We start from the raw sequence: 26,020 nt of genomic DNA, 5'->3' as shown, positions 1-26,020 counted from the left end.
TGCTGGCCGATGCTGGCGCAACCGGGGGGGGGGCGGGGGCGAAAGCGCCCGGGGGCCCCACCGGGCACCCCCGGGTCCCCCCCTCGTCCTGCGTGTCCAGCGCGGGTCCCTCAGAAGCCGTAGCCCATCCGCCGCGAGAGCTCCACCGCCGCGACGACCGTGCGCTTGGCGAGCTCGGTCAGCCGTTCGTCGGTCAGGCGGTACACCGGCCCCGACGCGCTGAGCGCCCCGATGACCTTGCCGTCGTGCGCGCGCACCGGGGCGGCGACGGCGGCCAGGCCCACTTCCAGCTCCTCCACGGCGATGGCGTACCCCTGCTCGACGACGGCCTCCAGCTCACCGCGCAGCGCCACCGTGCCGGTGACCGTGTGCTCGGTCAGGCGCGGCAGCGTACGGGCGACAAGCCCCTCGCGCAGCGTCGTCGGCAGGTGGGCCAGAAGGACCTTTCCGCTGGACGTGGCGTGCAGCGGAGTGCGTCTGCCCAGCCAGTTCTGCGCGGTCACCGACGCCGGGCCGCGGGCCTGCATGATGTTGACCGCGGCGTCGTCGTCGAGGATCGCGATGTTGACCGTCTCGCCCAGCTCGTCGGCGAGTTCACGGCAGACCGGGCCGCCCTCCTGGGAGATGTCCAGACGCACTGCCGCCGCCCCCGCGAGGCGCAGTACGCCGGCGCCCAGGAAGTACTTCCCGCGGTCCTTCGCCTGGCCGACCAGACCACGGTTCTCCAGGACGCCGAGGAGCCGGAAGGCCGTCGACTTGTGCACCCCCAGCTCGTCGGCGATCTCGGTGACCCCGGCCTCGCCGAGCCGGGCGAGTATCTCCAGGACGCTCACGGCACGGTCCACGGACTGGACGGACCCGGGGGCCGCCTTCTGCTGCTTCTCGCGTGACTCCCCGGGCTCGTTCTCGGGCGGCTCCTCATTCTGATCAGGCTGTTTCCGCGTGCGGGTCATATCTCAACTCTCACCACCTTGCGGCCTCTTGAAGCCGCATCTGCGGGAAGCCCTTGACGCGGTGGGCGTCCCGCCCGGATTCTGTTGCGCATAGCGCTCCCTCGTGCGCCATGTGAAACATCATGTTACCGAAGGGTCCTGTACCGAGAAGGTCTCAGGACCGGGCCAGCGAGATCTACGAGAGAGATCAAGAGAGGGGGGCCCATGATTCCCGTCTGCCGCCTTGAAGACCTCCCCGTGGGCGAATCCGTCCGTGTCGACACCACACCGCCCATCGCGGTGTTCAACGCCGAGGGCGAGATCTACGCCATCGACGACACCTGCAGCCACCAGGACGCCTCTCTCTCCGAGGGGTGGCTCGAAGGCTGTCTGGTCGAATGCCCGCTGCACGCCGCCTCATTCGATCTCCGTACCGGGCAGCCGACCTGCCTGCCCGCGCGCCGCGCCGTGCGCACCCACCGGGTGAGCGTCGACGACGGAACGATCCATGTCCACCTGGCAGCCGAGGAGGGCTCCGCCGCATGAGGACCATCACCGTGGTGGGCGCCTCGCTCGCCGGGCTCTACGCGGCGCGTGAGCTGCGCGCCCAGGGATTCGACGGCCGGCTCGTGATCGTCGGCGACGAGCCGCACCAGCCGTACGACAGGCCCCCGCTCTCCAAGGACTTCCTCACCGGCAGGTCGGGCGAGGCCCAACTGGCCCTCACCGACGGCCAGGAGACGGCCGAACTCGCCGCCGAGTGGCTGCTCGGGACGCGCGCCCGAGGCCTCGACCCGCGCGGCCGCACTGTCCTCCTCGACGACGGCAGGACCGTCCCGAGCGACGGCGTGGTCATCGCCACCGGGGCGTCCGCCCGCCGTCTTCCGGGGCCCGGCCTCGCGGGCGTGCACACCCTGCGCACGCTGGACGACGCCCGCGCCCTGCGCGCCGACTTGGCCGCCGGACCGCAGCGGGTCGTCGTGATCGGCGGCGGGTTCATCGGCGCCGAGACCGCGTCCTCGTGCGTGGCGCTCGGGCACGACGTGACGGTCGTCGAGGCCGCACCGCTGCCGCTGCTCCCGCAACTCGGCCCGGAGCTGGCCGCGGTGTGCGCGGGCCTGCACGCACGCGGCGGCGCGACGCTGCTGACCGGCACGGGCGTGGCGGCATTGCGCGGCGACACCGCCGTCCGCGCGGTGGAGCTGTCCGACGGCAGGCTGCTCCCCGCCGACGTGGTCGTCGTCGGCATCGGGGCCACCCCCAACACCGGCTGGCTCGCGGGCTCGACCCTCGCCCTGGACGACGGGGTCCTCTGCGACGACGGCTGTGTCACCGGGCTGCCGCACGTGGTCGCCGTGGGTGACGTGGCCCGCGTCGGCGGCAAGCGCGCCGAGCACTGGACGAGCGCCACCGAGCAACCCCGTGTCGCCGTACGCAACTTGCTGGCCGCGAGCACCGTCGAAACGGTCCGCCCTCTGCCGTACTTCTGGTCCGACCAGTACGGCTCCCGCATCCAGTTCGCGGGCCTGCGGCGGGCCGACGACACCGTGCGCCTGGTCGAGGGCTCGCCGGACGAGGGCGGCTTCCTCGTCGCGTACGAGCGGGAGGGGCGGACCACGGCGGTCCTCGCCGTCGACCGGCCACGCCCGTTCATGCGGATGCGACGCGCACTGGCGGCGGCCGCCGCGGAGCCGGCGGGGGTGCCTGCCGGGGTGTGAGCGGCTGGGGGGGGCAGCCCTCGCCCCTTCCGTCCCTCAGGAATGAGACGGCTCAGGAATGGGACAGCTGCCCCGCCCCGCCCCGAGTCCGTATGCGCTCCTTGCCGCGCGCCGCGGCCCGCGCCTGCCTGCGGGCGCGGCGCCGCTCACGCCGCAGCCTGCGTGCCGTGCTGCTGGGCACCGACACCACTCCGTGCCGCTGGTTGTACACCTGTCGTGTCACCCACACGTCGAGCACGCCCCAGGTGGCGACCACAGTGCTGGCCACGCTGCTGAGCACCATCGGGAAGGACAGCCAGGATCCCGCCACCGCGCTCAGGAACGCGATCATCGCCTGTATCAACGTCAGCGACACGATGATCACGGCGCGCACGGCGGCCGTACGCACCGGATCCGGCAGCCGCCGCCTGCGCGCCGGCTCCTCGATCCACAACTCCCTGCGACGCTCGCCGTCATCACCGACCGCGCCGTACGACTCCTTCCCGGCCGCGCCGTACGACTCCTCGGACGTCTCGACGTACGACTGCTCCGAAGTCTCGACGTACGACTCCTCCGAAGTCGCGTCGTCCCGTCGCCCGCCGTGCTGCTGCTCAGGCGCCCGCTGGCGCTCCGCCGTGCCCATCAACTCGTCACTCCCCCCGCTGCCCCGCCTGTGCCCCGTGGCCCACTCGCTGAGATGTCATCGGACCCGGCCCCTCGGTGGCTGCCCGAAATGCTCGGCTTTACGCCACCTCGGCACCGCATGCGGTCTCGGCGCACGCTGTCCCCAACTCCCTTACTGACAGACGAACGAGCGCCCCGGAAGATTCCCGAACGGCTTCGGCAAAGCGAAGAGATCCGGCCAACTGGGCACATCCGCACGGGGATTGTGCCCAGTGGCATGTGCCACACGCGGGATGCAATCTCCCGTAATGGAGGGACAACTTCGGACGTCCCTTTCGCGTCACGGCTGAAATCCGTCCGGACGTGCCTTCGAGTTGCCCCTGCGTCGGTAGTAGGCTCACGCCGTTTGTTGACGCACATGTGTGCCCCTGGCCATAGCGCGGCCGCAGGGGGCCGATCTGGGGGAGGCCATGCGCTTTCGCGGGAAGTCCATCCGCCGGAAGATCGTGGCATTGCTGCTGGTGCCGCTCATTTCGCTGACCGCGTTGTGGGGCTTCGCCACCTACGTCACCGGTCAGTCGGCCAAGAACCTGATCGACGTCGCGAACCTCGTCGACACGATCGGCTACCCGGTCGACGACACCGCCCAGGTCGTCCAGCAGGAGCGCCGCCAGACCCTCGTCTATCTCGCCGACCCCCGGGCCTCCGACGCGCTCGCCGCGCTGCGCCGCAGCCGCGCGGCCACCGACGACATGGTCGCCCAGGTGAGGCAGCGGGCCAAGGACCCGGACGTACGCGACGGGGTGTCCGGACAGTCCGCCGACCGGCTCGCCTCGATCCTCGACGCCTTCGACGGCATCGAGTCGCTGCGCCGCACCGTCGAAGAGGGCACCATCACCCGCGCCGGCGCGCTCAAGATGTACACGAAGCTGATCGACCCCTGCTACGGCTTCCTGATGACCCTCCAGGGCCTCGACGACGCGAAGCTCGACCGGCAGGGCCGCGCTCTCGTCGGAGTGGCACGCGCGCGTGAACTGCTCTCCCGCGAGGACGCGTTGCTCGGCTCCGCGCTCGTGGCCCGCCGCATCACCAAGGCCGAGATCCGGGAGATCGCCGACCTGCGGGCCCAGCGCACGCTGCTGTACGAGGTCAGCCTCGGCCAGTTGCCCGAGGACGAGCGCGGCCACTACGAGCGCTACTGGAACGGCGCCGAGACGACCCAGCTGCGGCGCGCCGAGAAGGACGTGGCCGAGTCCGCGGCCGGCACGCCGCGCGTGGTCACTTCGGCGCGCTGGGACGCCGCGGCGGGCAAGGCGCTCAAGGACCTCGCCGAACGCGGCGACGCGGCGAGCGACCGTCTTCAGGACCGCGTGGAGCCGGTGGCCGTCGGCGTGATCATCCGGGTCGCCGTGGCCGGTGTGTTCGGTCTGCTGGCGCTGCTGTTCTCGGTGTTCATGTCCCTGCGCATCGGCCGCAGCCTCATCCGTGACCTGCGCCGACTGCGACTGGAGGCCCATGAGGCTTCCGGCGTCCGGCTGCCCGGCGTGCTGCGCCGCCTCGCGGCCGGCGAACAGGTCGACGTGGAGACCGAGGCGCCCCGTCTGACGTACGAGAAGGACGAGATCGGCCAGGTGGGCCAGGCGCTCAACACCCTGCAGCGCGCCGCGGTCGAGGCCACCGTGAAACAGGCCGACCTGCGCCGCGGCGTCTCCGAGGTGTTCGTCAACCTCGCACGCCGCAGCCAGGTGCTCCTGCACAAGCAGCTCACCCTGCTCGACACGATGGAGCGCAGGACCGAGGACACGGACGAGCTCGCCGACCTCTTCCGTCTCGACCACCTGACGACCCGTATGCGGCGGCACGCCGAGGGTCTCGTGATCCTCTCCGGCGCCGCCCCCTCGCGGCAGTGGCGCAAGCCCGTCCAGCTCATGGACGTCGTCCGCGCGGCCGTCGCCGAGGTCGAGGACTACGAACGCATCGAGGTGCGCCGCCTGCCGCGCATCGCCGTCACGGGACCCGCGGTCGCCGACCTCACCCACCTGATGGCCGAACTCCTGGAGAATGCCACGGTGTTCTCGCCCCCGCACACCGCGGTGCAGGTCCTCGGGGAGCACGTCGCCAACGGCTTCACCCTGGAGATCCACGACCGGGGACTCGGCATGGCCGCCGACGCGCTCCTGGACGCCAACCTCCGCCTCGCCGAGACCCCGGAGTTCGAACTCTCCGACACCGACCGGCTCGGCCTCTTCGTAGTGAGCCGCCTCGCCCAGCGACAGCGCGTACGCGTCTCCCTGCAGCCCTCTCCGTACGGCGGGACCACCGCCGTCGTGTTCATCCCCGAGACGCTGCTCACGGACGACGTACCGGACACGAACGGCATCGGATTCCGGCTCGACCGGCCGCAGGCCAAGGACGCCGTGAACCGCGACAAGGCGGGCGACAAGGCGGCGGCCCTGGGCCAAGTGCCCGTCCAGCTGCCCGGGTTGCCCGCGTCCATCCTCGACGGTCCCGTCGAGCTGGAGGCGCCCGTCGGCATGGCGGACCTCGACGGCTTCCCCGGCGCCCTGGAGGACGAGGACAGCGAGCGCGGCGGCATCTTCCGCCCGCGTCGCCGCGTCGCCGGGGTCCCCGGAGGCGAGCAGCACCAGCAGGCCCGCGACGAGCGGGAGACCGGCCAGCGTGAACCCGTCCGCCCCGACGAGCCGTCCCCGGACGACGACCCCGCGGACGAGGGCCACCCGACCGACCCGGTGCCGCTGCCCCGCCGCAGGACCCCGAAGCTGGTCTCCTCGCACGGCCGCCCCGTGACGCACACCAGGAACCGGGGCACGGCCGCGGAGGACGAAGCGGCCCCGGAGAGCCCGGTGGGCCGCCCCCAGGGCGGCATCGCGGTGGAGAACACCCCCGTGGGACGTCCCCAGGGCGGTGCCTTGAACGCCGATCTCCCGGTACGGGACAGCGGCTCCGACGCCGAGGGCGACCCCGAGACGGCCGTTCCTGAGCTGCCGAGCCGGCTGCGCGGCCGTACCGCGACGGACGCCGTCGACCTGCCGCGCCGCCCCGAACCGCAGTCCGCCTGGCCCGATCTGTCGCCCCCGCACCGCGACGTCACCGCGTCCGACAGGACGCAGCCGGAGCTCCCCAGGCGCAGCCGGCGCACAGAGACCCCGGAGCGCCCCGCGCCGTCACCCGACGCCGGACAGGCGCCCACCCAAGCCCCCGGCGGACTGCCCCGGCGCGTCCGTCAGGCCAACCTCGCGCCTCAACTGAAGGACGGTCCCGACCAGCGCCCGGAGCGCGCACCCACGGCCGCGACCAGGCCGCAGGAGCGCGACGCCGACGAGGTACGCAGCCGGATGGCATCGCTCCAGCGTGGCTGGCAGCGCGGCCGTGAAGAGAACGCCGCGGGCGACGACGCCTCCGACGGCACAGCACCAGGAACGACATCTGAGGGGGACGGTCGATGACCGCACCGAAGGCCGACGCACGCATCGCCATGCCCGGGGGGTCGGGAGAGCTGAACTGGCTCCTCGACGACCTGGTGCAGCGGGTCGCCAGCATCCGCAAGGCGCTCGTGCTCTCCGGCGACGGCCTGCCGACCGGCGTATCGAAGGATCTGACCAGGGAGGACAGCGAGCATCTCGCGGCCGTCGCATCGGGGTTCCACAGCCTGGCCAAGGGCGTCGGACGCCACTTCGAGGCGGGCAGGGTCCGCCAGACCGTGGTGGAGCTCGACGACGCCTTCCTCTTCGTCACGGCCGCGGGCGACGGCAGCTGTCTCGCCGTGCTCTCGGACGCGGACTCCGACGTCGGTCTGGTCGCGTACGAAATGACGCTGCTGGTCAAGAGGGTGGGTGTGCATCTGGGTACGGCGCCGCGCACCGACCTGCCCACGGGAGGGTAGCGGGAGGGCATGAGCGAAGACGGTCAGGGGACACAGGGGACGCATCGCTGGTACGACGACGACGCCGGGCCCGTGGTGCGTCCGTACGCCATGACACGCGGCCGCACCACCAGTCCGGCCCAGCACCGCCTCGACCTGATCGCGGTCGTCATCGCCGAGGCCAGGGCCGACGACCCGGAGACCGACCAGACGCTGTCCCCGGAGCATGTGGACATCGTCGGGCTCTGCCGTGACAGCCCTCAGTCGGTGGCCGAACTGGCGGCCGAACTCGACCTTCCCATCGGCGTGATCCGGGTCCTCATCGGCGATCTCGTCGACGACGAACTGGTGCACGTGACACGTCCCGTACCCCCCGCGGAACTGCCCGACGAGAGTATTCTGCGCGACGTGATCAACGGCCTCCGGGCGCTCTGAACAGCGCGGAAGCGGGGAGTGAGACGTGACTGGCTGGCAGTTCTGGGTCGACAGGGGCGGCACCTTCACCGACATCGTCGCGCGGCGTCCGGACGGCCGGCTGCTCACCCACAAGCTCCTGTCGGACAACCCCGCGCGGTACGCCGACGCGGCCGTCGCGGGGATCCGCGAACTCCTCGCCGACACCCCCGGTGCGCCTGTGGAGGCCGTCCGCATGGGGACCACCGTCGCCACCAACGCCCTCCTGGAGCGCAAGGGCGAGCCCACCGCCCTGATCATCACCCGAGGCTTCGGCGACGCCCTGCGCATCGCGTACCAGAACCGCCCGCACATCTTCGCGCGCGAGATCGTCCTGCCCGCCGCACTGCACGAGCGCGTCATCGAGGTCGACGAACGCGTCACCGCAGACGGCGACGTGCTGCGCGCGCCCGACCTGGAGGCCCTCGCGGGACCGCTCCAGAAGGCGTACGACGACGGGATCCGCTCCGTGGCCGTCGTCTGCCTGCACAGCCATCTGTATCCCGCGCACGAGCGGGCGATCGGCGAACTCGCCGCGCGGACCGGCTTCCCCCAGGTCTCGCTCTCCAGTGAGGTGAGCCCGCTGATGAAGCTCGTCCCGCGCGGTGACACCGCCGTCGTCGACGCCTATCTGTCGCCCGTACTGCACCGCTACGTCCAGCAGGTCGCCGATGAACTGCGGGGCGTGCGGCTGATGTTCATGCAGTCCAACGGCGGCCTCACGGAGGCGGGCCAGTTCCGCGGCAAGGACGCGATCCTGTCCGGTCCCGCCGGCGGCATCGTCGGCATGGCCCGCATGTCGCGGCGCGCGGGCTTCGACCGGGTCATCGGCTTCGACATGGGCGGCACCTCCACGGACGTGTCGCACTACGCGGGCGAGTACGAACGGGTCTTCACCACGCAGATCGCGGGCGTACGCCTTCGCGCGCCGATGCTGGACATCCACACCGTCGCCGCGGGCGGCGGCTCCGTGCTGCACTTCGACGGCAGCCGCTACCGCGTGGGCCCCGACTCGGCGGGCGCGACGCCGGGCCCGGCGAGCTACCGGGGCGGCGGACCGCTCACCGTCACCGACGCGAACGTCGCGCTCGGCCGTGTCCAACCCGCCCATTTCCCCCGCGTGTTCGGACCGGACGGCGACCAGCCGCTCGACGAGACGCTCGTCCGCGACCGCTTCGCCGCCCTGGCCCGCGACATCCGGGAGCGCACCGGCGACGACCGCACCCCGGAGCAGGTCGCCGAAGGCTATCTGCAGATCGCGGTGGCCAACATCGCGGGCGCCGTCAAGCGCATCTCGGTCCAGAAGGGCCACGACGTCACGCGCTACGCCCTGACGACGTTCGGCGGCGCGGGCGGCCAGCACGCGTGCATGGTCGCCGACTCGCTGGGCATCCGCACCGTCCTCGTACCGCCCATGGCGGGTGTGCTCTCCGCGCTCGGCATCGGCCTCGCTGACGTCACGGCGATGCGCGAGCAGTCCGTGGAGGTCCGCCTTGAGCCGTCCGCGATGCCGCGCGTCCTGAAGACCGCCGACCACCTCGAGGAGGCGGCCCGCGCGGAACTCCTCGCCGAGGACGTGCCCGTGGACCGCGTACACGTCACGCGCCGTGCCCAACTGCGCTACGACGGCACCGACACCACGCTCACCGTGCGGCTCGCCGAACCGGACGCCATGATCCGTGCCTTCGAGGACCGCCACCGCACCACCTACTCCTTCACCCTGGACCGTCCCGTCGTCGTCGAGGCCCTCTCCGTGGAGGCCACCGGAGTCACCGAGCAGCCGGATCTCTCGGTGCTCGCCGGCGAGGCCCCGCGTGGCACACCGGAGACCGTCCGCCTGCACACGGGCGGCGCCTGGCGTGACGTACCCCTGCACCGCCGCGAGCAGTTGCCGCAGGGGGAGACCGTCACCGGACCCGCGATCATCACCGAGGCCAGTGCCACGACGGTCGTGGACGACGGCTGGCAGGCGGCCATGACCGACGAAGGACACCTGGTCATGGAACGCGTGGCGGAGCCCGAGGGTTCCACCGCGGGCACGGAGGCCGACCCCGTCCTCCTCGAAGTCTTCAACAACCTCTTCATGTCCATCGCCGAACAGATGGGCGCCCGCCTGGAGTCCACGGCCCAGTCGGTCAACATCAAGGAGCGCCTCGACTTCTCCTGCGCGCTCTTCGACCCGGACGGCAGTCTCGTCGCCAACGCCCCGCACATTCCCGTGCACCTGGGCTCCATGGGGACCAGCGTGAAGGAGGTCATCCGGCGCCGCGGCACGACCATGCGCCCCGGAGACACTTACGCCGTCAACGACCCGTACCACGGCGGCACCCACCTCCCCGACGTCACCGTCATCACGCCGGTCTTCGACGCCCCGGGGGAACACGGCACCCCGGGGGAGCGGATCCTCTTCTACGTGGCCTCCCGGGGGCACCACGCGGAGATCGGCGGCATCGCCCCCGGCTCCATGCCCGCCGACAGCCGCACGATCGAGGAGGAGGGCATCCTCTTCGACAACTGGCTGCTGGCGGAAGGCGGCCGGTTCCGCGAGGCCGAGACCCTGGCCCTGCTCACCGACGCCCCCTACCCCTCCCGCAACCCGGCCACCAACCTCGCCGACCTGCGCGCCCAGATCGCCGCCAACCAGAAGGGCGTCGACGAAGTCGCCCGCATGATCGAGAACTTCGGGCTCGATGTGGTCCAGGCGTACATGCGGCACGTCCAGGACAACGCCGAAGAGGCCGTACGCCGCGTCATCGACACCCTCGAAGAGGGCGAGTTCGCTTATCCAACCGACTCCGGAGCCGTCATCCGGGTGCGCGTCACGGTCGACCGCGAGAACCGCTCGGCGACGGTCGACTTCACCGGTACGTCACCCCAGCTCGCCACGAACTTCAACGCGCCCTTCGCGGTGGTCAATGCAGCCGTCCTGTACGTCTTCCGCACCCTGGTGGCCGAGGACATCCCGCTCAACGACGGCTGTCTGCGCCCTCTGCGCATCGTCGTGCCGCCGGGCTCGCTGCTCGCCCCCGAACCGCCGGCGGCCGTCGTCGCCGGGAACGTCGAGACCTCACAGGCGATCACCGGAGCGCTGTACGGCGCCCTGGGCGTCCAGGCCGAGGGCTCCGGCACGATGAACAACGTCACCTTCGGCAACGACCGCCACCAGTACTACGAGACCGTGGCGTCGGGATCCGGGGCCGGCGACGGGTTCGACGGCGCGTCCGTCGTCCAGACCCATATGACCAACTCCCGGCTCACCGACCCCGAAGTCCTGGAGTGGCGGCTGCCCGTGCTCCTGGAGGAGTTCGCGGTGCGGCACGGCAGCGGCGGCGAAGGGCGGTGGCGCGGCGGGGACGGGGCCGTACGGCGCATCCGCTTCCGCGAGCCGATGACCGTCTCCACGCTGTCGCAGCACCGCAGGGTGGCGCCGTACGGCATGGCCGGCGGCAGCCCGGGCGCCCTCGGCACGGGCCGTGTGGAGCGCGCCGACGGCGGCGTGCTCGCGCTCGACGGAAGCGACTCGGCCGACCTGGGCGCCGACGACGTACTCGTGATCGAAACCCCTGGTGGCGGCGGATACGGACCGGCCCCGCGCGACACCACAGACGCACCTGACACCCCCGAAGCACGTGACACCCCCGGCGCACGTGCCACCACTGATGCAGGAGAAGCGAGCGATGATCTTCAAGCGTTCTGAGCGCGGCAAGGCCCCCGTCGAGCCGGTCACGCTGAAGATCCTGGTGGCAGGCGGGTTCGGCGTCGGCAAGACGACCCTCGTCGGCGCGGTCAGCGAGATCAAACCGCTGCGCACCGAGGAGCCGCTCAGCGAGGCGGGCCGCCCCGTCGACGACACCAGCGGCGTCTCGGGCAAGCACACCACCACGGTCGCCATGGACTTCGGCCGCATCACGCTCCGCGAGGACCTGGTGCTCTACGTTTTCGGCACCCCGGGGCAGGACCGCTTCTGGTTCCTCTGGGACGAGCTGGCCACGGGGGCGCTCGGCGCCGTGGTCCTCGCCGACACCCGCCGCCTGGAGGACTGTTTCGCCGCCGTCGACTACTTCGAGCGGCGCTCCATACCCTTCGTCGTCGGCGTCAACTGCTTCGATGGGGCGTCCCGTTACCCCGCCGAAGCGGTGCGCCAGGCGCTCGACCTCGACCCCGAGGTGCCCGTGCTGCTGTGCGACGCCCGCGAGCGGCAGTCCGTCAAGGAGGTCCTGATCGGCGTCGTGGAGCACGCGATGTCGGTGGCCGCCGCGACCAGGGAGCCCGCGACCACCTGACTCCGCAGGCAGCGCCACGGCCCGTACCCCCGCCGACCGGGGTACGGGCCGCGGTCATTCTCGGCTCAGCCCGTGCCGTCCTCGTGCCAGCCGAAGCTCCGCTCCACCGCCTTGTGCCAGTTGTGGTACTCGCGGTCACGCGACTCCGCGTCCATCACCGGGGTCCACTCCACGTCCCGCTGCCAGTGGGCCTTCAGCTCGTCCAGGTCGTTCCATACGCCGGTCGCGAGCCCGGCGGCGTACGCGGCACCCAGACACGTCGTCTCGGAGACCCGCGGCCGGATCACCGGAACGCCGAGCACATCCGCCTGATGTTGCATCAGCAGATTGTTCTTGGTCATCCCGCCGTCCACCTTCAGGCTCCGCAGCTGCACCCCGGAGTCCTGGTACATGGCGTCGACGACCTCGCGGGTCTGCCAGCTGGTCGCCTCCAGGACGGCGCGGGCGAGGTGCGCCTTGGTCACGTACCGGGTGAGGCCGGTGACGACGCCGCGCGCGTCCGAGCGCCAGTAGGGCGCGAAGAGGCCGGAGAACGCGGGCACGATGTACGCGCCGCCGTTGTCCTCCACGCTCGCGGCGAGGGGCTCGATCTCGTCGGCGCTGCGGATGATGCCGAGCTGGTCGCGGAACCACTGCACCAGGGCGCCGGTGATCGCGATGGCCCCTTCGAGGCAGTAGACGGGCGCCTCGGAGCCGATCTTGTAGCCCATGGTCGTGAGCAGCCCGCTCTTGGAGGGGACGGGCCTGTTCCCGGTGTTGAGCAGCAGGAAACTGCCCGTTCCGTACGTGTTCTTGGCCGTCCCGGTGTCGTAGCAGGCCTGGCCGAAGATCGCCGCCTGCTGGTCGCCGAGCGCGGAGGCGACCGGCACTCCGGAGAGCTGCCCGACCGCTGTGCCGTACACCTCGGCCGACGACCTGATCTCCGGCAGGATCGCCTCGGGGACGTTCATCGCGGACAGGATCGACTGGTCCCACTGGAGCGTGGCCAGGTTCATCAGCATGGTGCGCCCGGCGTTGGTGACGTCGGTGACGTGGACGCCGCCGTCGGTGCCGCCGGTGAGGTTCCAGATCAGCCAGGAGTCGATGGTGCCGAAGGCTATCTCGCCGCGCTCGGCGCGGGCCCGCAGACCGGGCACGTTGTCGAGCAGCCAGGCGGCCTTGGGCCCGGAGAAGTAGCTCGCGAGCGGCAGTCCGGTCTGCTCGCGGAACCGGTCCTGGCCGTCCGCGCCGCCCAGTTCGTTGCAGAGGGCCGACGTCCGGGTGTCCTGCCAGACGATCGCGTTGTGCACGGGCTTGCCCGTGGCGCGGTCCCACAGGACCGTCGTCTCGCGCTGGTTGGTGATGCCGAGGGCGCTGAGCTGGTCGGCACGCAGCCCGGCCTTGGCGATCGCCCCGGCGACCACCGCCTGCACCTTGGACCAGATCTCGGTGGCATCGTGCTCCACCCAGCCCGGCTTGGGGAAGATCTGGCGGTGCTCGCGCTGGTCGACGGCGACGATCTCGCCCGCGTGATTGAAGATGATGCAGCGGCTTGAGGTGGTGCCCTGATCGATGGCGGCGACGAACTTCTCGGAGTTGTCCGGCATGGCTACCCCTTGAGTCAGCTTGAGTCAGAAGGCTGCGTTGTAGATGAGACCTGCGAGGGCTCCGCCGATCAGGGGCCCGGCCACGGGGATCCAGGCGTAACTCCAGTCGGATGTGCCCTTGTTCGGGATCGGCAGGAACGTGTGCACGATGCGCGGCCCCAGGTCGCGGGCCGGGTTGATGGCGTAGCCGGTGGGCCCGCCGAGCGAGAGGCCGATGCCGACGACCAGGAACGCGACGATCAGTACGAGCGTGCCCGACTCGCCGAGGCCCTTGGTCAGGCCGAAGGCGAGCAGCGGAAGCACCAGGCCGATCGTCGCGATGATCTCGGTGAGCAGGTTGGCGACCGGATTACGGATCTCCGGGATGGTGGAGAAAATGCCCAGGGTCGGCAACGGCTCGTCCACGCTCTCCCCGTCGCTCTTGCCGCCGCGCGGCACATTGGCGTTGAACTGCGCGAAGTAGACGAGGTACGCGAGTACGGCACCGATCATGGCGCCGATCATCTGCCCGAGCAGATAGATCCAGACCTTGTCCCACTTCTCGGATTCGACGGCGATGCCGATCGTGACGGCCGGGTTGAGATGGCCGCCGGAGAGCGGCGCGGCGGTGTACGCGCCCGCGAGCACGCCGAAGCCCCAGCCGAAGGCGATGACGATCCATCCGGAGGCTTTCGCCTTGGAATAGTTCAGGGTGACGGCGGCGCATACGCCGGCGCCGAAGAGAATCAGAATCGCGGTGCCGATGATCTCACCGACGAAGATGTCCCCATTCGAGTACATGGCGGCTCCTAGGCCCTCGCCCGGGGCGCTGGTCCCCGGTACTCCGTGCAGGGTGCGTTCCCACGACTACTGCCTGGCTACGCCCAGCGACTTCAGCCGAGGGCAGGAGTGTCCCGCGCCCCGCCCGGCATCGATGGCGAGCGTGCCGTCGCAGTCGAATCGCCCATGGGGGATGACCCGCTGAACAGGCCCTTCATACAGACCCTTCGCGCGTACAGGGGCCCTGAATGGCGCGGAGCCGAAGTGCGGCGATGCCGACTGACACCGGAAGTGTTCACCGGTGGTGATGGAGCGTCAAGGTCGCGGACGGCAACGGTTAACCGGCGCGATGCCTTCCTCAGTACAGACCTGCCGATGACCGGTGGCGGGACTCAGCGCACCGCCACGACCGAGGATCCGTGGCCGAACAGCCCTTGGTTCGCGGTGATCCCCACGCGCGCCCCCGGCACCTGCCGCGCCCCCGCCGCACCGCGCAACTGCCAGGTCAGCTCGCACACTTGGGCGATGGCCTGAGCGGGGACGGCCTCTCCGAAGGACGCGAGTCCGCCACTGGCATTGACCGGTATGCGACCGCCCGGAGCGGTCGCCCCCTCCCGCAGCAGCTTGGCCCCCTCGCCCTCACCGCACAGCCCCAGGTCCTCGTACCACTGCAGTTCGAGAGCGGTGGACAGGTCGTACACCTCCGCCAAGGAGAGGTCGTCCGGCCCGATGCCCGCTTCCTCGTACGCGGCATGCGCGATGGAGGCACGGAAGGTCAGATCGCCCGGCGGCACGGCGGCCGCCGAGTCCGTCGCGATGTCCGGCAGGTCCAGGACGGTGTTCGGGTACGTCGGCGTGACCGTGGACACCGCGCGGATCCGCACCGGGTCCGCCGCGCCGTGCCGCCGTGCGAACTCCATGCTGGAGAGCACGAGCGCCGCCGCTCCGTCGGAGGTCGCGCAGATGTCGAGCAGCCGCAGCGGATCGGCGACCGTGGCGGACTCGGCCACTTCCTGCGCCGTGACGGTCTTGCGGTAGCGCGCGTTCGGATTGAGCGATCCCGCGGCCGCGTTCTTCACCTTGACCTGGGCGAAGTCCTCCAGTGTGTCGCCGTGCACGGCCATCCGGCGGCGCGCGTAAAGGCCGAAGTAGGCGGGGTTGGTGGCGCCCAGGACCCGGAACCGGAGCCAGTCGGGGTCGTCGTGACGGTCCCCGCCCGCGGGCCGGAAGAACCCCTTGGGCGCGGCATCGGCCCCGACCACCAGGACGACATCGGCCAGGCCCGAAAGGATCTGCGTACGCGCCGTGTTGATCGCCTGGGCTCCGGAGGCGCACGCGGCGTACACGCTCGACACCCGCGCGCCCTGCCAGCCGAGCGCCTTCGCGAACGTCGCCCCCGCCACGTACCCCGGATACCCGCCGCGCACGGTGTCCGCACCGACGACCGAACCCACCTCGCGCCAGTCGAGGCCGGCGTCGGCGAGGGCCGCGCGGGCCGCCGACGTGCCGTACTCGATGAAGCTCCGGCCCCACTTGCCCCACGGGTGCATGCCCGCGCCGAGCACCGCCACCTCGCTGGTCATGCGCTCACCCCCACCGGCCGCCAGTACCACGTCGTCCAGGTCGTCTCCGCGTCCTCGTTGAGCACGCCGGGGACGACCTCCACCTCCATGCCGACCTCCAGATCGGCGACGGTGACCCCCGGAACCGTCTGTCCGAGCACCACCATGCGCTCGGCCTCGAGCTCCACAGCGATCAACGTGTAGGGACGCCAGGTGAGTTCCGGATCCGACACATAGGGCGCGGGAGGCCGGTAGCGGCTGTCGGTGTACGACCAGACGCGGCCGCGCCGCGAGAGCGGCACCTCGTCGAGCTCGCCGCCCGAGCAGCCGGGATTGCGGCAGAAGCCGTCCTCGCGGGGGAAGAAGACACAGGCGCACGCCGAGCAGCGCGTGCCCAGAAGACGGAAGTTGTCTCCCTCCCCGGCGAACCAGTCGGCCACCACGGGAGTACGCGTACGCGACAAGGCTCCTCCACGACACTGGATCTGACGGAACGTCAGAAGTGTGCCATGGGCAACCGGATCCCGTCAGTAGCGCTGCAGTTCCTACTTCCCGTTCAGTGAGCGGCGCGCGACGGGGAAGTCGAAGTAGGTGTCGGGGAAGAGCTCGGGCTTGTAGGTGAAGTGCCACCACTCCTCGGGGAGGTTCACGAACCCGACCTCGGTCAGCGTGCCCCGCAGCAGATCCCGGTTGGCCCGCTGCTCACCGGTGACACGCGGGTCGTCCGTGTGGGAGAGGGTGTCGAAGCAGTCGAACCCCGTCCCCATGTCCACGGAGTTGTCGGGGAAGCGCTCGTCCTGGGGTCCGTAGCAGGGCGTGAGCGCCTCTCCGGGGACGTAGGGGCGTGTGGGCAGGGCGGGCAGCTTCACGACCGTCAGATCGAGCGTCGAGCCGCGGCTGTGCCCGGACTTCGCGGCGATGTAACCGTCCTCGAACAGCCGCGACTTGTCGACATGGGGATAGAACTCCGCCTTCATGCGCTCGTCGTCGAGGTCCTCGGCCCAGCGCACGAACTGGTCGACGGCCCGCTGCGGCCGGTAGCAGTCGTACACCTTCAGGGAGTAGCCCTCGCGCAGCAGCTTGCGCTGGGCCTTGTGCAGCGCCTTGGCCGCCGGCTCCGTGAGGATGCACATCGGCTTCTTGTAGCCGTCGATGGGCTCGCCCACGAAGTTGTGCGGCGTGACGTAGCGCATCTCCTGGATGATCGTCGGGTCGACGTCGCGCAACGCCACGAACCCGTCAGGGGCCTTGGGTTCGGGCTTCGCGTGGGCGGGCGCGGAGGTGACGGCCACGGCAAGGAGAGCGGTGGCGGTGACGGCGAGATTCCGCGGGGCGGAGGCAATTCCTGTCATGAACCCTGCATCTATCAGGATCAGGTCCCGGAGCGAAAGACCGGCACCGGGGCCATCGGATACAGTCCGCGGCGTGTCCGCATCCCAGCACCGCGCCAACCCCGTTCCGGACTCCCACTGTTCGAGCTGCGGGGCGCGCTACGGAGAGCACCTGACCGGCTGGCCCCGCACCTGCCAGGACTGCGGCGCCGTGGCCTACCGCAATCCGCTGCCCGTAGCGGTGGCCCTTCAGCCCGTGTACGACACCAAGGGCACCGCCCTGGTCGTTGTGACCCGCACCATCGCCCCCGCGCGCGGGGGAGTCGCCCTCCCCGGAGGCTTCATCGACGACCGGGAGGACTGGCGGCACGCCGTCGTCCGCGAGCTCAAGGAGGAGACGGGCATCAGCGCGGCGAGCCACGACGTCCGCCTCGCCGATGCGCTGAGCGCGCCCGACGGATACCTGCTGCTCTTCGGCCTGCTCCCGGAGCGCCCGGCGGCGGAGCTGCCCCGCTCCGCCCCGACGGACGAGACGGACGGCTGGCACCTCCTCCACCGCCCGGCCGAACTCGCCTTCCCTCTGCACACGCTGGCGGTGCGCGCCTGGTTCGACGGGCGCTACTGACACCCCAGGGGGAGCGCCACCGTCCGTCGCCGATGGCTACGGGGAAGCCTGCGCCACACCTCGGACCGTCACCGGCAGCCCCACATCGCCCGCGGCCTCCTCGCCGTCCCTGCCGTCCCGTTCGACCACTACACGCCCGTCGATCCACCGCGCGGCGAACCGCTCGATGTCCGGCTCCTGCCACCCGTCACCGGCGTCCCTGATCACGAGGCCGCCACCGGTACGCCCCGGAGCGGGCGCCCACACCTCCAGTTCGAGCCCTCCGTCGGCGCCCCGCACCGGCAGCACCGCACCGGCCCGCGCGAGCACCGGCACCCGGGAGAGCGGCGCCTCCAGGACCACCCGGGCAGGTCCTTCGTGCGCCTTCCCGGTGGCCGTGTCGTACCAACGTCCCCGAGGCAGCCGCACCGTGCGGCGGACGGCTCCCGGTTCGAGCACCGGCGCCACCAGGAGACTGTCCCCGAGCAGGAACGCGTCCTCGCAGTCACGCAGCGCCCGGTCCTCCGGACTGCCCCACCACAAGGGCCGCACGTACGGCGTCCCCGTACGCCGCGCCAGGTGCGACAGCGTCACGAAGTACGGCAGCAGCCGCCGGCGCTCGACGAGCGCCACGCGCGCGTGCTGCAACACGTCGGGGCCGAACTCCCAGGGCTCCCTGCGCCCGGCCCGCAGCGCCGCGTGCGTACGGAACAGCGGCAGATACGCCCCCAGTTGGAACCACCGCAGATACAGCTCGGGCGACGGATGGCCGTCGAACCCGCCCACGTCGGGTCCCGAATACGGAACGCCGCACAGCCCCAGACCGAGGACCAGCGCCAGCGAGGCCCGCAGGCCCGGCCAGCCCGTGGCCACATCCCCGGACCAGGTCCCTCCGTAGCGCTGCATCCCCGCCCACCCGGAGCGCGAGAACACGAACGGCCTCTCCTGGGGATGCAGTTCACGCAGCCCCTCGTACCCGGCACGGGCCATGCCGAGGCCGTACACGTTGTGCGCCTCCCGATGGTCGCCGCCCCGCCCCTCCAACGCGTGCCGGGCCGAACGCGGCAACGTCGGCTCCCCGAAGGCGGCGAACGACACGGGCTCGTTCATGTCGTGCCAGAAGCCCGCGAAACCCTGCGCCAGACGCTCCTTGTAGAGCCCGCCCCACCACTCCCGCACCCGTGCGTCGGTGAAGTCCGGAAACACCGCCTCACCCGGCCAGACGACCCCGCGCACCGTCCGCCCCTCCGCATCCCGCACAAACGCGTCGGACGCGGTGCCGCTGTCGTACACCTCGTTGCCCCGTTCGGCCTTCACCGCCGGGTCGACGATCGACACCAGCCGCACACCGCCTTCGAGCAACTCGTCGGCCAGCTGCGGCAAATGAGGATAGGTCTCCTTGTCGACGGTGAACACCTGATGCGCTTCGTAGTGGTCGATGTCCAGATGGACGGCGTCCAGCGGCAGCTCCCGATCCCGGTAGCCCGCCACGATCCGCCGCACCTCCTGCTCACCGCCGAAGCCCCAGCGGGCGTGGTGGTGCCCGAGCGCCCAGGCGGGCGGCAGCGCCGGCGGCCCCGTCAGGGAGGCCCAGGTGTGCAGCACGCGCGCGGGAGTGCCCACCATGACCCAGCACCGCAGCGGCCCGCCCGCCATGCGCACCTGGCACGAACCCGGCCGGTCGTGTCCCGATCCCGCACCCTCCCGGCCCTCGCGCACCGCCACGGTCCCGTCCCACGTGTTGTCGTGGAAGACCAGGTGGCAGCCGACATCGGCCACCACCAGCTGCACGGGCATGGTGATGTACAGCGGTCCGTCACCGGGCCCGAACGCACCCCCGGGGTCGGAGTTCCACAGCCGGTACGTCCCGTCCCGCAGCCGCGGCCCCTGCGCGCGCCCCCCGAGCCCGAAGAACCGCGCGTCCGCCGCCACTTGCGACCGCTGGAACCAGCGCGGCGCGCCCCCGCCGACCGGCTCCCACCAGCGCGGCGGCAGATCACGGCGCAGCATCAGACCGCCGGGTGTGCGCAGCTCGACGGCACCGTGCCGCGAGATGACAACCGTCGCCCGCTCCGACACCACCCGCCAGCCGCCCTCCTTGTCGGGCTCGAGGACGGCCCGCGGATCCGCATCGGGACTCCCGTTCACCAACCCGTACGAAGGATCGGGCTCCGCCCCGTCCCACCCCCAGAAGATGGCCCCGCCCGTCGTGACCCGCACCCGCAGCTCGGAACGGGCGAACCGCACGACCCCGCCCCCGGGCCCCGGCTCGACGCCCGTCACCGGACCGGGCACCCGCGCGCGCTCGACACCCCGGGGGGTGAGCCCGGCCGCGTCCGCCCGTTTCATCCGCCAAGAGGACCGCACCGTACGCAACCCCTGCGCCGTACCGACCAAACCGACCGCCTTCATCGAACGCACCAGGTCACGACCGTTCATGCTGCTCACCCTGCCACCGAAGAAGCCGTGTGTGTGGATCGTTCAGCTGCCGTTCACCTGGGGTGACGGCACACAGCCGCCGCGCCGACTGTGTGAGGCTCACCCTGGTGCCGAAATCGATCACATGGCATCGTCCTTTTCAGCCGTGTCGCGCGCACACCAGCACGCGCGCACCACACACGCATACGACGCGTAAAGCCCGGGAGCCGCCCCATGTCCTCAGCGAACCCTTCAGCGCTCTGGCAGCCCGACCAGGATCGGATCGCCGGCGCGCGGATCACACGCTTCCAGGCGTGGGCCGCCGAGCACTACGGAGCGCCCGCCGACGGAGGCTACGCGGCATTGCACCGCTGGTCGGTGACGGAACTGGACACGTTCTGGAAGGCCGTCACCGACTGGTTCGACGTACGGTTCTCGACGCCCTACGCGCGCGTGCTCGGCGACCGCTCCATGCCGGGCGCCGAATGGTTCCCCGGGGCCACGCTCAATTACGCCGAACACGCCCTGCGCGCCGCGGAGGATCCCACGCGCGCGGGCGAGCCCGCCCTCCTCCATGTTGACGAGACCCACGAGCCGGTCCCGGTGACCTGGGCAGAGCTGCGCCGCCAGGTCGGCTCCCTGGCGGCGCAGCTGCGCGCACTCGGCGTACGCCCCGGAGACCGCGTCAGCGGCTACGTCCCGAACATTCCGCAGGCCGTCGTCGCCTTCCTGGCCACCGCCGCAGTCGGCGCCGTCTGGACTTCCTGCGCCCCGGACTTCGGCGCCCGCAGCGTCCTCGACCGCTTCCAGCAGGTCGAACCGGTCGTCCTGTTCACCGTCGACGGCTACCGCTACGGCGGAAAGGAACACGACCGCAGCGACGCCGTCGCCGAGCTGCGCCGCGAACTGCCCACCCTGCGCGCCGTCGTCCACATCCCGCTGCTTGGCACCGAGGCCCCCGAAGGCGCCCTGGAGTGGTCCGCACTCACCGCGTCGGACACCGCCCCCGTCTTCGAACCGGTCCCCTTCGACCACCCTCTGTGGGTGCTCTACTCGTCCGGCACGACGGGTCTGCCCAAGGCCATCGTCCAGTCCCAGGGCGGCATCCTCGTCGAACACCTCAAGCAGCTCGGCCTGCACTGCGACCTGGGCCCCGACGACCGCTTCTTCTGGTACACGTCCACCGGCTGGATGATGTGGAACTTCCTCGTCTCCGGCCTCCTCACGGGCGCCACGATCGTCCTCTACGACGGCAGCCCCGGCTATCCCGACACCGGCGCCCAGTGGCGCATCGCCGAACGCACGGGGGCCACCCTCTTCGGCACCTCCGCCGCGTACGTCATGGCCTGCCGCAAAGCGGGCGTGCACCCGGCCCGCGACTTCGACCTCTCGCGCGTCCAGTGCGTCGCCACCACCGGCTCCCCGCTGCCGCCCGACGGATTCCGCTGGCTGCACGACGAGTTCGCGGACAGGAAGGGCGGCCTCTGGATGGCCTCCGTCAGCGGCGGCACGGACGTGTGCTCCTGCTTCGCCGGCGCGGTTCCGACCCTGCCCGTCCACATCGGCGAACTCCAGGCCCCCGGCCTCGGCACCGACCTCCAGTCCTGGGACCCCCAGGGCAAGCCCCTCGTCGACGAGGTCGGCGAACTCGTGGTCACCAACCCGATGCCGTCCATGCCGATCCACTTCTGGAACGACCCCGACGGCAGCCGCTACCACGACAGCTACTTCGACACCTATCCCGGAGTCTGGCGCCACGGCGACTGGATCACCCTGACCTCGCGCGGCTCGGTGGTGATCCACGGCCGCTCCGACTCCACGCTCAACCGCCAAGGCGTACGCATGGGTTCGGCCGACATCTACGAGGTCGTCGAACGCCTCCCGGAGATCCGCGAATCCCTCGTCATCGGCGTCGAAGAACCCGAAGGCGGCTACTGGATGCCGCTCTTCATCCACCTCGCCGCAGGCGCCACCCTCGACGACGCTCTGCGTGACCGCATCAAGCAGTCGATCCGCACACAGCTCTCCCCGCGCCACGTGCCCGACGAGATCATCGAGGTCCCCGGCATCCCGCACACCCTCACCGGCAAGCGCATCGAGGTCCCGGTCAAGCGCCTGCTCCAAGGCGCCGCGCTGGACAAGGCGGTCAACGCGGGATCGGTCGACAACCTCGAACTGCTCCGCTTCTACGAGGAACTGGGTCGCCGACGCTCATGATCAACTCCCGTCCTTCGGTCGTTGTCAGTGCCTCCCGTTACTGTGAGTGAGCATTGATCAACGGATCGCAGGGGGAATCATGGGCCGCACGCAGCACAGCACCATGCGACGCGCACTGCGCCGCGAAGTCGCCGGAACCATCGGCCTGTTGGCCGACGAGGAGGACTTCGCGGCGATGCGCCGCTACCGCACCTTCACGTTCGACGACCACACCACCTACCTGAGCCAGGCCGAAGGCCTGCTCCGCTCCCTCGCCTCCGACGGCCGGCACACCACCATCGCGCTCTTCGACCCAGAGGAGTACGAGGAATACTGCGCAGACAGCGGCCTGGAACCGGACGCACCGGCCAGCCGCACCCGCTTCACCGCAGAGCTGGCCTCCACCGGGCCCACCGTCCCCTACGACGGCCAGCCGCTCTCGGAGCTCCTGCCCGACCTTGTCGACGAGGCGGTCCGCCAGGCCACCTGGGAGTACGCCACGATGCTCCTGGCCGGGCTCGGCGCGTGCGCGGTCTGCGGCGAGGACATCGGCAGGGCCGCCTTCGACCGGGCATCGGACCTGCTCGTCCGGCTCCTCGACACCACAGGTCCCGGCACCCGGCACCTGGTCTGCAGCCTGCCCGCCGCCCAGGAGACGCTCCTCGCCGCGCTGCACGTCGAACAGGACACCGAGGCCATCACACGGTTCGACGAAACCGAAGCCCTGGAGTTGACCACGGTCCTCGCCGTCGGCATCGCCACCCACGGAGTCGCGGGCCTGGTGATGCGCACGACGGCCGACGGCAGGCCGGACCGCGTCCAAGGCTGGCGCCTGCACGGCGAGCGCCTGCTGCCCCTCACCGCGGCCGAAGTCTTCGACGCGTACTGCACGGACGCCATCTCGGGCGACCTCGTCGCCCCGGAATCCGGCGTCGACTACTGCGCGGCCTCGCCCATCGGAGACGACGCGACCGAAGGGGGACACCGCCACTGAACGCCCGAGGGGCGCCCCACCCGCATCGGATGGAACGCCCCTCGCACGTCATTCAGCGGACCGAGCGGCCCGCAGGCACCTGTTACTCGCCGGACAGAACCGCCTGAGCGGCCTTCCGCGCGTCCTCGGCGCTGTCCGCGGCACGCGCGGCGGCCGCAGCGCGCTCGCACTGGGCCAGCGTGTACTTGCCGAGCGTCGCCCGCACGTAAGGAATGGACGCCGCACCCATGGAAAGGGAGGTGACGCCGAGACCGGTCAGCACACACGCGAGCAGCGGGTCGGACGCCGCCTCGCCACAGACACCACAGCTCTTGCCCTCGGCCTTGGCCGACTCGGCGGACAGCGCGACCAGGTCGAGCAGCGCGGGCTGCCACGGGTCCTGCAGCCGCGACACCGCGCCCACCTGACGGTCGGCCGCGAAGGCGTACTGGGCCAGGTCGTTGGTGCCCAGCGAGAGGAACTCGACCTCCTGCAGGATCGAGCGCGCCCGCAGAGCCGCCGACGGAATCTCCACCATGGCGCCGAACTTGGCCTGCAGCCCCGCCTCGCGACACGCGTCCGCGAACGCCTTGGCGTCGGCACGGTCCGCGACCATCGGAGCCATGACCTCGAGGTAGACAGGCAGCCCCTCAGAGGCCTTGGCAAGCGCGGTCAGCTGCGTACGCAGCACATCGGGGTGCTCGAGCAGCGACCGAAGCCCCCGCACACCGAGCGCCGGGTTCGGCTCATCGGCGGGCGTCAGGAAGTCGAGCGGCTTGTCGGCGCCCGCGTCGAGCACACGCACCACGACCCGGCCCTCGGGGAACGCCTCGAGCACCTTGCGGTACGCCTCGACCTGCTTCTCCTCCGACGGCGCCTTGGTGCTGTCGTCGAGGAACAGGAACTCGGTACGGAAGAGACCGACACCCTCGGCACCGGCCTCCACCGCCGCAGGCACGTCGGCGGGACCGCCGACGTTGGCGAGCAGCGGCACCTTGTGACCGTCGGACGTCGCACCCGGACCGGTCGACGCGGCAAGCGCGGCCTTCCGCTCGGCGGCCGCGGCCTCCATCTCGCTCCGCTTCTCCGCACTCGGGTCGACGAAGATCTCACCGGTGCTGCCGTCCACGGCGACGACGGTGCCCTCGGCGAGCTCACCCGCACCCGGCAGAGCGACAACGGCGGGCACACCGAGCGCCCGCGCGAGAATCGCGCTGTGACTGGTCGGCCCGCCCTCCTCGGTGACGAAGCCGAGCACCAGCGCGGGGTCAAGGAGCGCAGTGTCCGCGGGCGCAAGATCGCGCGCGATCAGGACGTAGGGCTCATCGCTGTCCGGCACACCCGGCATCGGAACGCCGAGCAGCCGCGCGACGATGCGATTCCGTACGTCATCGAGGTCAGCGACACGACCAGCCATGTACTCACCGGCACCGGCAAGCAGTTCGCGGTAGTGGGAGAACGCGTCGTAGATGCCGCGCTCCGCCGTGCTGCCGACCGTGATGCGGCGGTCGACGTCGGACATGAGCTCGGGGTCCTGGGCGATCATCGCCTGCGCCTCGAGTACGTGCTGCGCCTCCCCACCGGCCAGATTGCCGCGCGCGATCAGATCGGCCGCGACAGCCTCCACGGCCTGCCGGGCGCGCCCCTGTTCGCGCTCGGCCTCTTCCGCGGGAATCTGCTTGGCCGGCGGCTCGAGCACCGCCGTCCCCATGTGCCGAACTTCGCCGATCGCCACACCGTGGCTCACGCCGACGCCTCGCAGCGTTGTCTCCATTTCACCCGTCTCCAATAGAGCGGCGGGCCCAGCCGCCGCGGTGGATGTCCTACCTGCCGTCAGGGACGGCGATGACGTCACTTCCAGCTGAAGAGAGAGTCCCCGGCCTTGACGTCGCCATCCTCGACGAGCCCGCTGAGGGACTCGGCGGTGGCCTCGAGTGCCACGATCGGGCAGATAGGAGACTTGCCGGCCGCCTCGACGCTCGCCGGGTCCCAGCGCACGATCTCCTGGCCGCGCTGCACGGTGTCACCCTTGTTGACGAGCAGCTCGAAGCCCTCACCATTGAGCTGTACGGTGTCGATGCCCAGGTGCGTCAGCACGCCGTGCCCCTGGTCGTCCACGACGACAAAGGCATGGGGGTGAAGCGAGACGACGATGCCGTCGACGGGGGCGACAGCCGCCGAGGGTTCACGCGCGGGATCGATGGCCGTACCGGGGCCGACCATTGCACCGGAGAACACGGGGTCCGGTACCGCGGCGAGCCCGATGGCGCGTCCTGCAAGCGGTGACGTCACGCTGGTCATGGCATGCCTCCCAGGGGGCGGAGATTCGTAGCCGCCGTCACTGCCTGTCCCGGACGGCGCACTGTTCAGAAGAGTAAGTCATAAAAAGTCCCGGTTCCGCGCGAGAGGTCCCGGTTGACTGAGTAGGGGCACTGCACAAACGATTTGCGGCCACCCCGGCGCCCCATGTACAGTCGGACTCCTGCCTGAGGCGAGCGACGCGGTCAAGCGTCCGGACTCGGCAGCACCTATCGAGTCAGATCCTAATCCCTGGGTCAGCTTCTGCGTGCTCGCAGATGAGTGGTCAGGGAGTCGAAAAAGACCTGATAGAGTTTGGAACACAACGAAGGGAAGCGCCCGGAGGAAAGCCCGAGAGGGTGAGTACAAAGGAAGCGTCCGTTCCTTGAGAACTCAACAGCGTGCCAAAAGTCAACGCCAG

At 70.9% G+C, this 26,020-nt stretch carries 20 protein-coding genes; 10 read left to right on the top strand and 10 right to left on the bottom strand.

Features of this window, described 5'->3' with window-relative positions; all coding sequences use genetic code 11:
- Window positions 1–110: 110 nt before the first annotated feature.
- A complete protein-coding gene (locus ACFWY6_RS25080) occupies window positions 111–953 on the bottom strand; it encodes an IclR family transcriptional regulator (protein WP_384694406.1) in 843 nt (280 codons plus the stop codon).
- Window positions 954–1,157: 204 nt separating this feature from the next.
- Here ACFWY6_RS25080 and ACFWY6_RS25075 point away from each other — a divergent pair, with 204 nt between their 5' ends.
- A complete protein-coding gene (locus ACFWY6_RS25075; protein ID WP_266869112.1) occupies window positions 1,158–1,478 on the top strand; it encodes a bifunctional 3-phenylpropionate/cinnamic acid dioxygenase ferredoxin subunit in 321 nt (106 codons plus the stop codon).
- On the top strand, window positions 1,475–2,650 hold the full coding sequence (locus ACFWY6_RS25070) for an NAD(P)/FAD-dependent oxidoreductase (RefSeq protein WP_384694402.1): 1,176 nt from the start codon (window positions 1,475–1,477) through the stop codon (window positions 2,648–2,650). The genes ACFWY6_RS25075 and ACFWY6_RS25070 overlap by 4 nt, the downstream gene beginning before the upstream one ends.
- A 52-nt stretch (window positions 2,651–2,702) precedes the next feature.
- Here the strand turns inward: ACFWY6_RS25070 and ACFWY6_RS25065 are convergent, their stop codons facing one another.
- A complete protein-coding gene (locus tag ACFWY6_RS25065; RefSeq protein ID WP_384694399.1) occupies window positions 2,703–3,272 on the bottom strand; it encodes a hypothetical protein in 570 nt (189 codons plus the stop codon).
- A gap of 451 nt (window positions 3,273–3,723) precedes the next feature.
- Between ACFWY6_RS25065 and ACFWY6_RS25060 the strand changes: the two genes are divergently transcribed.
- The 5 genes from ACFWY6_RS25060 to ACFWY6_RS25040 are packed head-to-tail and all read left to right on the top strand — an operon-like array spanning window position 3,724 to window position 11,872.
- Entirely contained in the window at window positions 3,724–6,720 is a 2,997-nt protein-coding gene (locus ACFWY6_RS25060; protein WP_384694395.1) for a nitrate- and nitrite sensing domain-containing protein, read from the top strand.
- Window positions 6,717–7,157: a roadblock/LC7 domain-containing protein gene (locus ACFWY6_RS25055; protein WP_360780819.1), complete on the top strand. Its 441-nt coding sequence runs from the start codon at window positions 6,717–6,719 to the stop codon at window positions 7,155–7,157. The genes ACFWY6_RS25060 and ACFWY6_RS25055 overlap by 4 nt, the downstream gene beginning before the upstream one ends.
- 9 nt (window positions 7,158–7,166) lie before the next feature.
- The gene (locus ACFWY6_RS25050) at window positions 7,167–7,571 is read left to right on the top strand and encodes a DUF742 domain-containing protein (protein WP_266869117.1); all 405 of its coding nucleotides are present in this window, start codon (window positions 7,167–7,169) and stop codon (window positions 7,569–7,571) included.
- Window positions 7,572–7,596: 25 nt separating this feature from the next.
- Entirely contained in the window at window positions 7,597–11,286 is a 3,690-nt protein-coding gene (locus ACFWY6_RS25045; protein WP_384694391.1) for a hydantoinase B/oxoprolinase family protein, read from the top strand.
- On the top strand, window positions 11,267–11,872 hold the full coding sequence (locus ACFWY6_RS25040; protein ID WP_384694388.1) for an ATP/GTP-binding protein: 606 nt from the start codon (window positions 11,267–11,269) through the stop codon (window positions 11,870–11,872). The genes ACFWY6_RS25045 and ACFWY6_RS25040 overlap by 20 nt, the downstream gene beginning before the upstream one ends.
- Before the next feature lie 65 nt (window positions 11,873–11,937).
- Here the strand turns inward: ACFWY6_RS25040 and glpK are convergent, their stop codons facing one another.
- The 5 genes from glpK to ACFWY6_RS25015 form a co-directional block, all read right to left on the bottom strand.
- Window positions 11,938–13,458: a glycerol kinase GlpK gene (glpK, locus tag ACFWY6_RS25035; protein WP_384694385.1), complete on the bottom strand. Its 1,521-nt coding sequence runs from the start codon at window positions 13,456–13,458 to the stop codon at window positions 11,938–11,940.
- Window positions 13,459–13,482: 24 nt separating this feature from the next.
- Window positions 13,483–14,238, bottom strand: coding sequence for an MIP/aquaporin family protein (locus ACFWY6_RS25030; RefSeq protein ID WP_266869122.1), 756 nt, complete (start codon window positions 14,236–14,238; stop codon window positions 13,483–13,485).
- 371 nt (window positions 14,239–14,609) lie between these two features.
- The gene (locus ACFWY6_RS25025; RefSeq protein WP_384694381.1) at window positions 14,610–15,800 is read right to left on the bottom strand and encodes a lipid-transfer protein; all 1,191 of its coding nucleotides are present in this window, start codon (window positions 15,798–15,800) and stop codon (window positions 14,610–14,612) included.
- Window positions 15,797–16,222 (bottom strand): Zn-ribbon domain-containing OB-fold protein, encoded by a 426-nt coding sequence (locus ACFWY6_RS25020; protein ID WP_384694409.1) that lies wholly within the window; start codon window positions 16,220–16,222, stop codon window positions 15,797–15,799. Before ACFWY6_RS25020 ends, ACFWY6_RS25025 begins: the two co-directional genes overlap by 4 nt.
- Window positions 16,223–16,324: 102 nt before the next feature.
- Window positions 16,325–17,131, bottom strand: coding sequence for a M15 family metallopeptidase (locus ACFWY6_RS25015; protein WP_384694379.1), 807 nt, complete (start codon window positions 17,129–17,131; stop codon window positions 16,325–16,327).
- A gap of 73 nt (window positions 17,132–17,204) precedes the next feature.
- Between ACFWY6_RS25015 and ACFWY6_RS25010 the strand changes: the two genes are divergently transcribed.
- Window positions 17,205–17,735 (top strand): NUDIX domain-containing protein, encoded by a 531-nt coding sequence (locus ACFWY6_RS25010; protein ID WP_384694376.1) that lies wholly within the window; start codon window positions 17,205–17,207, stop codon window positions 17,733–17,735.
- Between the two features lie 36 nt (window positions 17,736–17,771).
- Here the strand turns inward: ACFWY6_RS25010 and ACFWY6_RS25005 are convergent, their stop codons facing one another.
- Window positions 17,772–20,153: a glycoside hydrolase family 31 protein gene (locus tag ACFWY6_RS25005; protein ID WP_384694373.1), complete on the bottom strand. Its 2,382-nt coding sequence runs from the start codon at window positions 20,151–20,153 to the stop codon at window positions 17,772–17,774.
- A gap of 213 nt (window positions 20,154–20,366) precedes the next feature.
- On the opposite strand from ACFWY6_RS25005, the gene ACFWY6_RS25000 reads away from it, so the two are divergent.
- Both ACFWY6_RS25000 and ACFWY6_RS24995 read left to right on the top strand, forming a co-directional pair.
- On the top strand, window positions 20,367–22,349 hold the full coding sequence (locus ACFWY6_RS25000) for an acetoacetate--CoA ligase (protein WP_384694370.1): 1,983 nt from the start codon (window positions 20,367–20,369) through the stop codon (window positions 22,347–22,349).
- A 79-nt stretch (window positions 22,350–22,428) separates the two neighbouring features.
- The gene (locus tag ACFWY6_RS24995) at window positions 22,429–23,322 is read left to right on the top strand and encodes a hypothetical protein (protein WP_384694367.1); all 894 of its coding nucleotides are present in this window, start codon (window positions 22,429–22,431) and stop codon (window positions 23,320–23,322) included.
- 82 nt (window positions 23,323–23,404) lie between these two features.
- On the opposite strand, the gene ptsP is transcribed toward ACFWY6_RS24995, so the two are convergent.
- Both ptsP and ACFWY6_RS24985 read right to left on the bottom strand, forming a co-directional pair.
- Complete coding sequence (gene ptsP / locus ACFWY6_RS24990) at window positions 23,405–25,075, bottom strand: phosphoenolpyruvate--protein phosphotransferase (protein ID WP_384694365.1); 1,671 nt, start codon at window positions 25,073–25,075, stop codon at window positions 23,405–23,407.
- Between the two features lie 77 nt (window positions 25,076–25,152).
- Window positions 25,153–25,602 (bottom strand): PTS glucose transporter subunit IIA, encoded by a 450-nt coding sequence (locus ACFWY6_RS24985; RefSeq protein ID WP_266869131.1) that lies wholly within the window; start codon window positions 25,600–25,602, stop codon window positions 25,153–25,155.
- Window positions 25,603–26,020 lie beyond the last annotated feature (418 nt).

This window comes from Streptomyces sp. NPDC059037 (genome assembly GCF_042740015.1).
In the GTDB taxonomy this organism is placed as follows: Bacteria; Actinomycetota; Actinomycetes; order Streptomycetales; family Streptomycetaceae; genus Streptomyces.
The sequence above is the reverse complement of the archived record's forward strand: the minus strand, read 5'-3'. Positions and strand labels throughout refer to the sequence as shown.

Excerpts from the sequence above, each read along its gene's own strand:
- ACFWY6_RS25080 (WP_384694406.1), bottom strand. The coding sequence starts at position 953 with ATGACCCGCACGCGGAAACAGCCTGATCAGAATGAGGAGCCGCCCGAG.
- ACFWY6_RS25075 (WP_266869112.1), top strand. The coding sequence starts at position 1,158 with ATGATTCCCGTCTGCCGCCTTGAAGACCTCCCCGTGGGCGAATCCGTC.
- ACFWY6_RS25070 (WP_384694402.1), top strand. The coding sequence starts at position 1,475 with ATGAGGACCATCACCGTGGTGGGCGCCTCGCTCGCCGGGCTCTACGCG.
- ACFWY6_RS25065 (WP_384694399.1), bottom strand. The coding sequence starts at position 3,272 with ATGGGCACGGCGGAGCGCCAGCGGGCGCCTGAGCAGCAGCACGGCGGG.
- ACFWY6_RS25060 (WP_384694395.1), top strand. The coding sequence starts at position 3,724 with ATGCGCTTTCGCGGGAAGTCCATCCGCCGGAAGATCGTGGCATTGCTG.
- ACFWY6_RS25055 (WP_360780819.1), top strand. The coding sequence starts at position 6,717 with ATGACCGCACCGAAGGCCGACGCACGCATCGCCATGCCCGGGGGGTCG.
- ACFWY6_RS25050 (WP_266869117.1), top strand. The coding sequence starts at position 7,167 with ATGAGCGAAGACGGTCAGGGGACACAGGGGACGCATCGCTGGTACGAC.
- ACFWY6_RS25040 (WP_384694388.1), top strand. The coding sequence starts at position 11,267 with ATGATCTTCAAGCGTTCTGAGCGCGGCAAGGCCCCCGTCGAGCCGGTC.
- glpK (WP_384694385.1), bottom strand. The coding sequence starts at position 13,458 with ATGCCGGACAACTCCGAGAAGTTCGTCGCCGCCATCGATCAGGGCACC.
- ACFWY6_RS25030 (WP_266869122.1), bottom strand. The coding sequence starts at position 14,238 with ATGTACTCGAATGGGGACATCTTCGTCGGTGAGATCATCGGCACCGCG.
- ACFWY6_RS25025 (WP_384694381.1), bottom strand. The coding sequence starts at position 15,800 with ATGACCAGCGAGGTGGCGGTGCTCGGCGCGGGCATGCACCCGTGGGGC.
- ACFWY6_RS25015 (WP_384694379.1), bottom strand. The coding sequence starts at position 17,131 with ATGACAGGAATTGCCTCCGCCCCGCGGAATCTCGCCGTCACCGCCACC.
- ACFWY6_RS25005 (WP_384694373.1), bottom strand. The coding sequence starts at position 20,153 with ATGAACGGTCGTGACCTGGTGCGTTCGATGAAGGCGGTCGGTTTGGTC.
- ACFWY6_RS25000 (WP_384694370.1), top strand. The coding sequence starts at position 20,367 with ATGTCCTCAGCGAACCCTTCAGCGCTCTGGCAGCCCGACCAGGATCGG.
- ACFWY6_RS24995 (WP_384694367.1), top strand. The coding sequence starts at position 22,429 with ATGGGCCGCACGCAGCACAGCACCATGCGACGCGCACTGCGCCGCGAA.
- ptsP (WP_384694365.1), bottom strand. The coding sequence starts at position 25,075 with ATGGAGACAACGCTGCGAGGCGTCGGCGTGAGCCACGGTGTGGCGATC.
- ACFWY6_RS24985 (WP_266869131.1), bottom strand. The coding sequence starts at position 25,602 with ATGACCAGCGTGACGTCACCGCTTGCAGGACGCGCCATCGGGCTCGCC.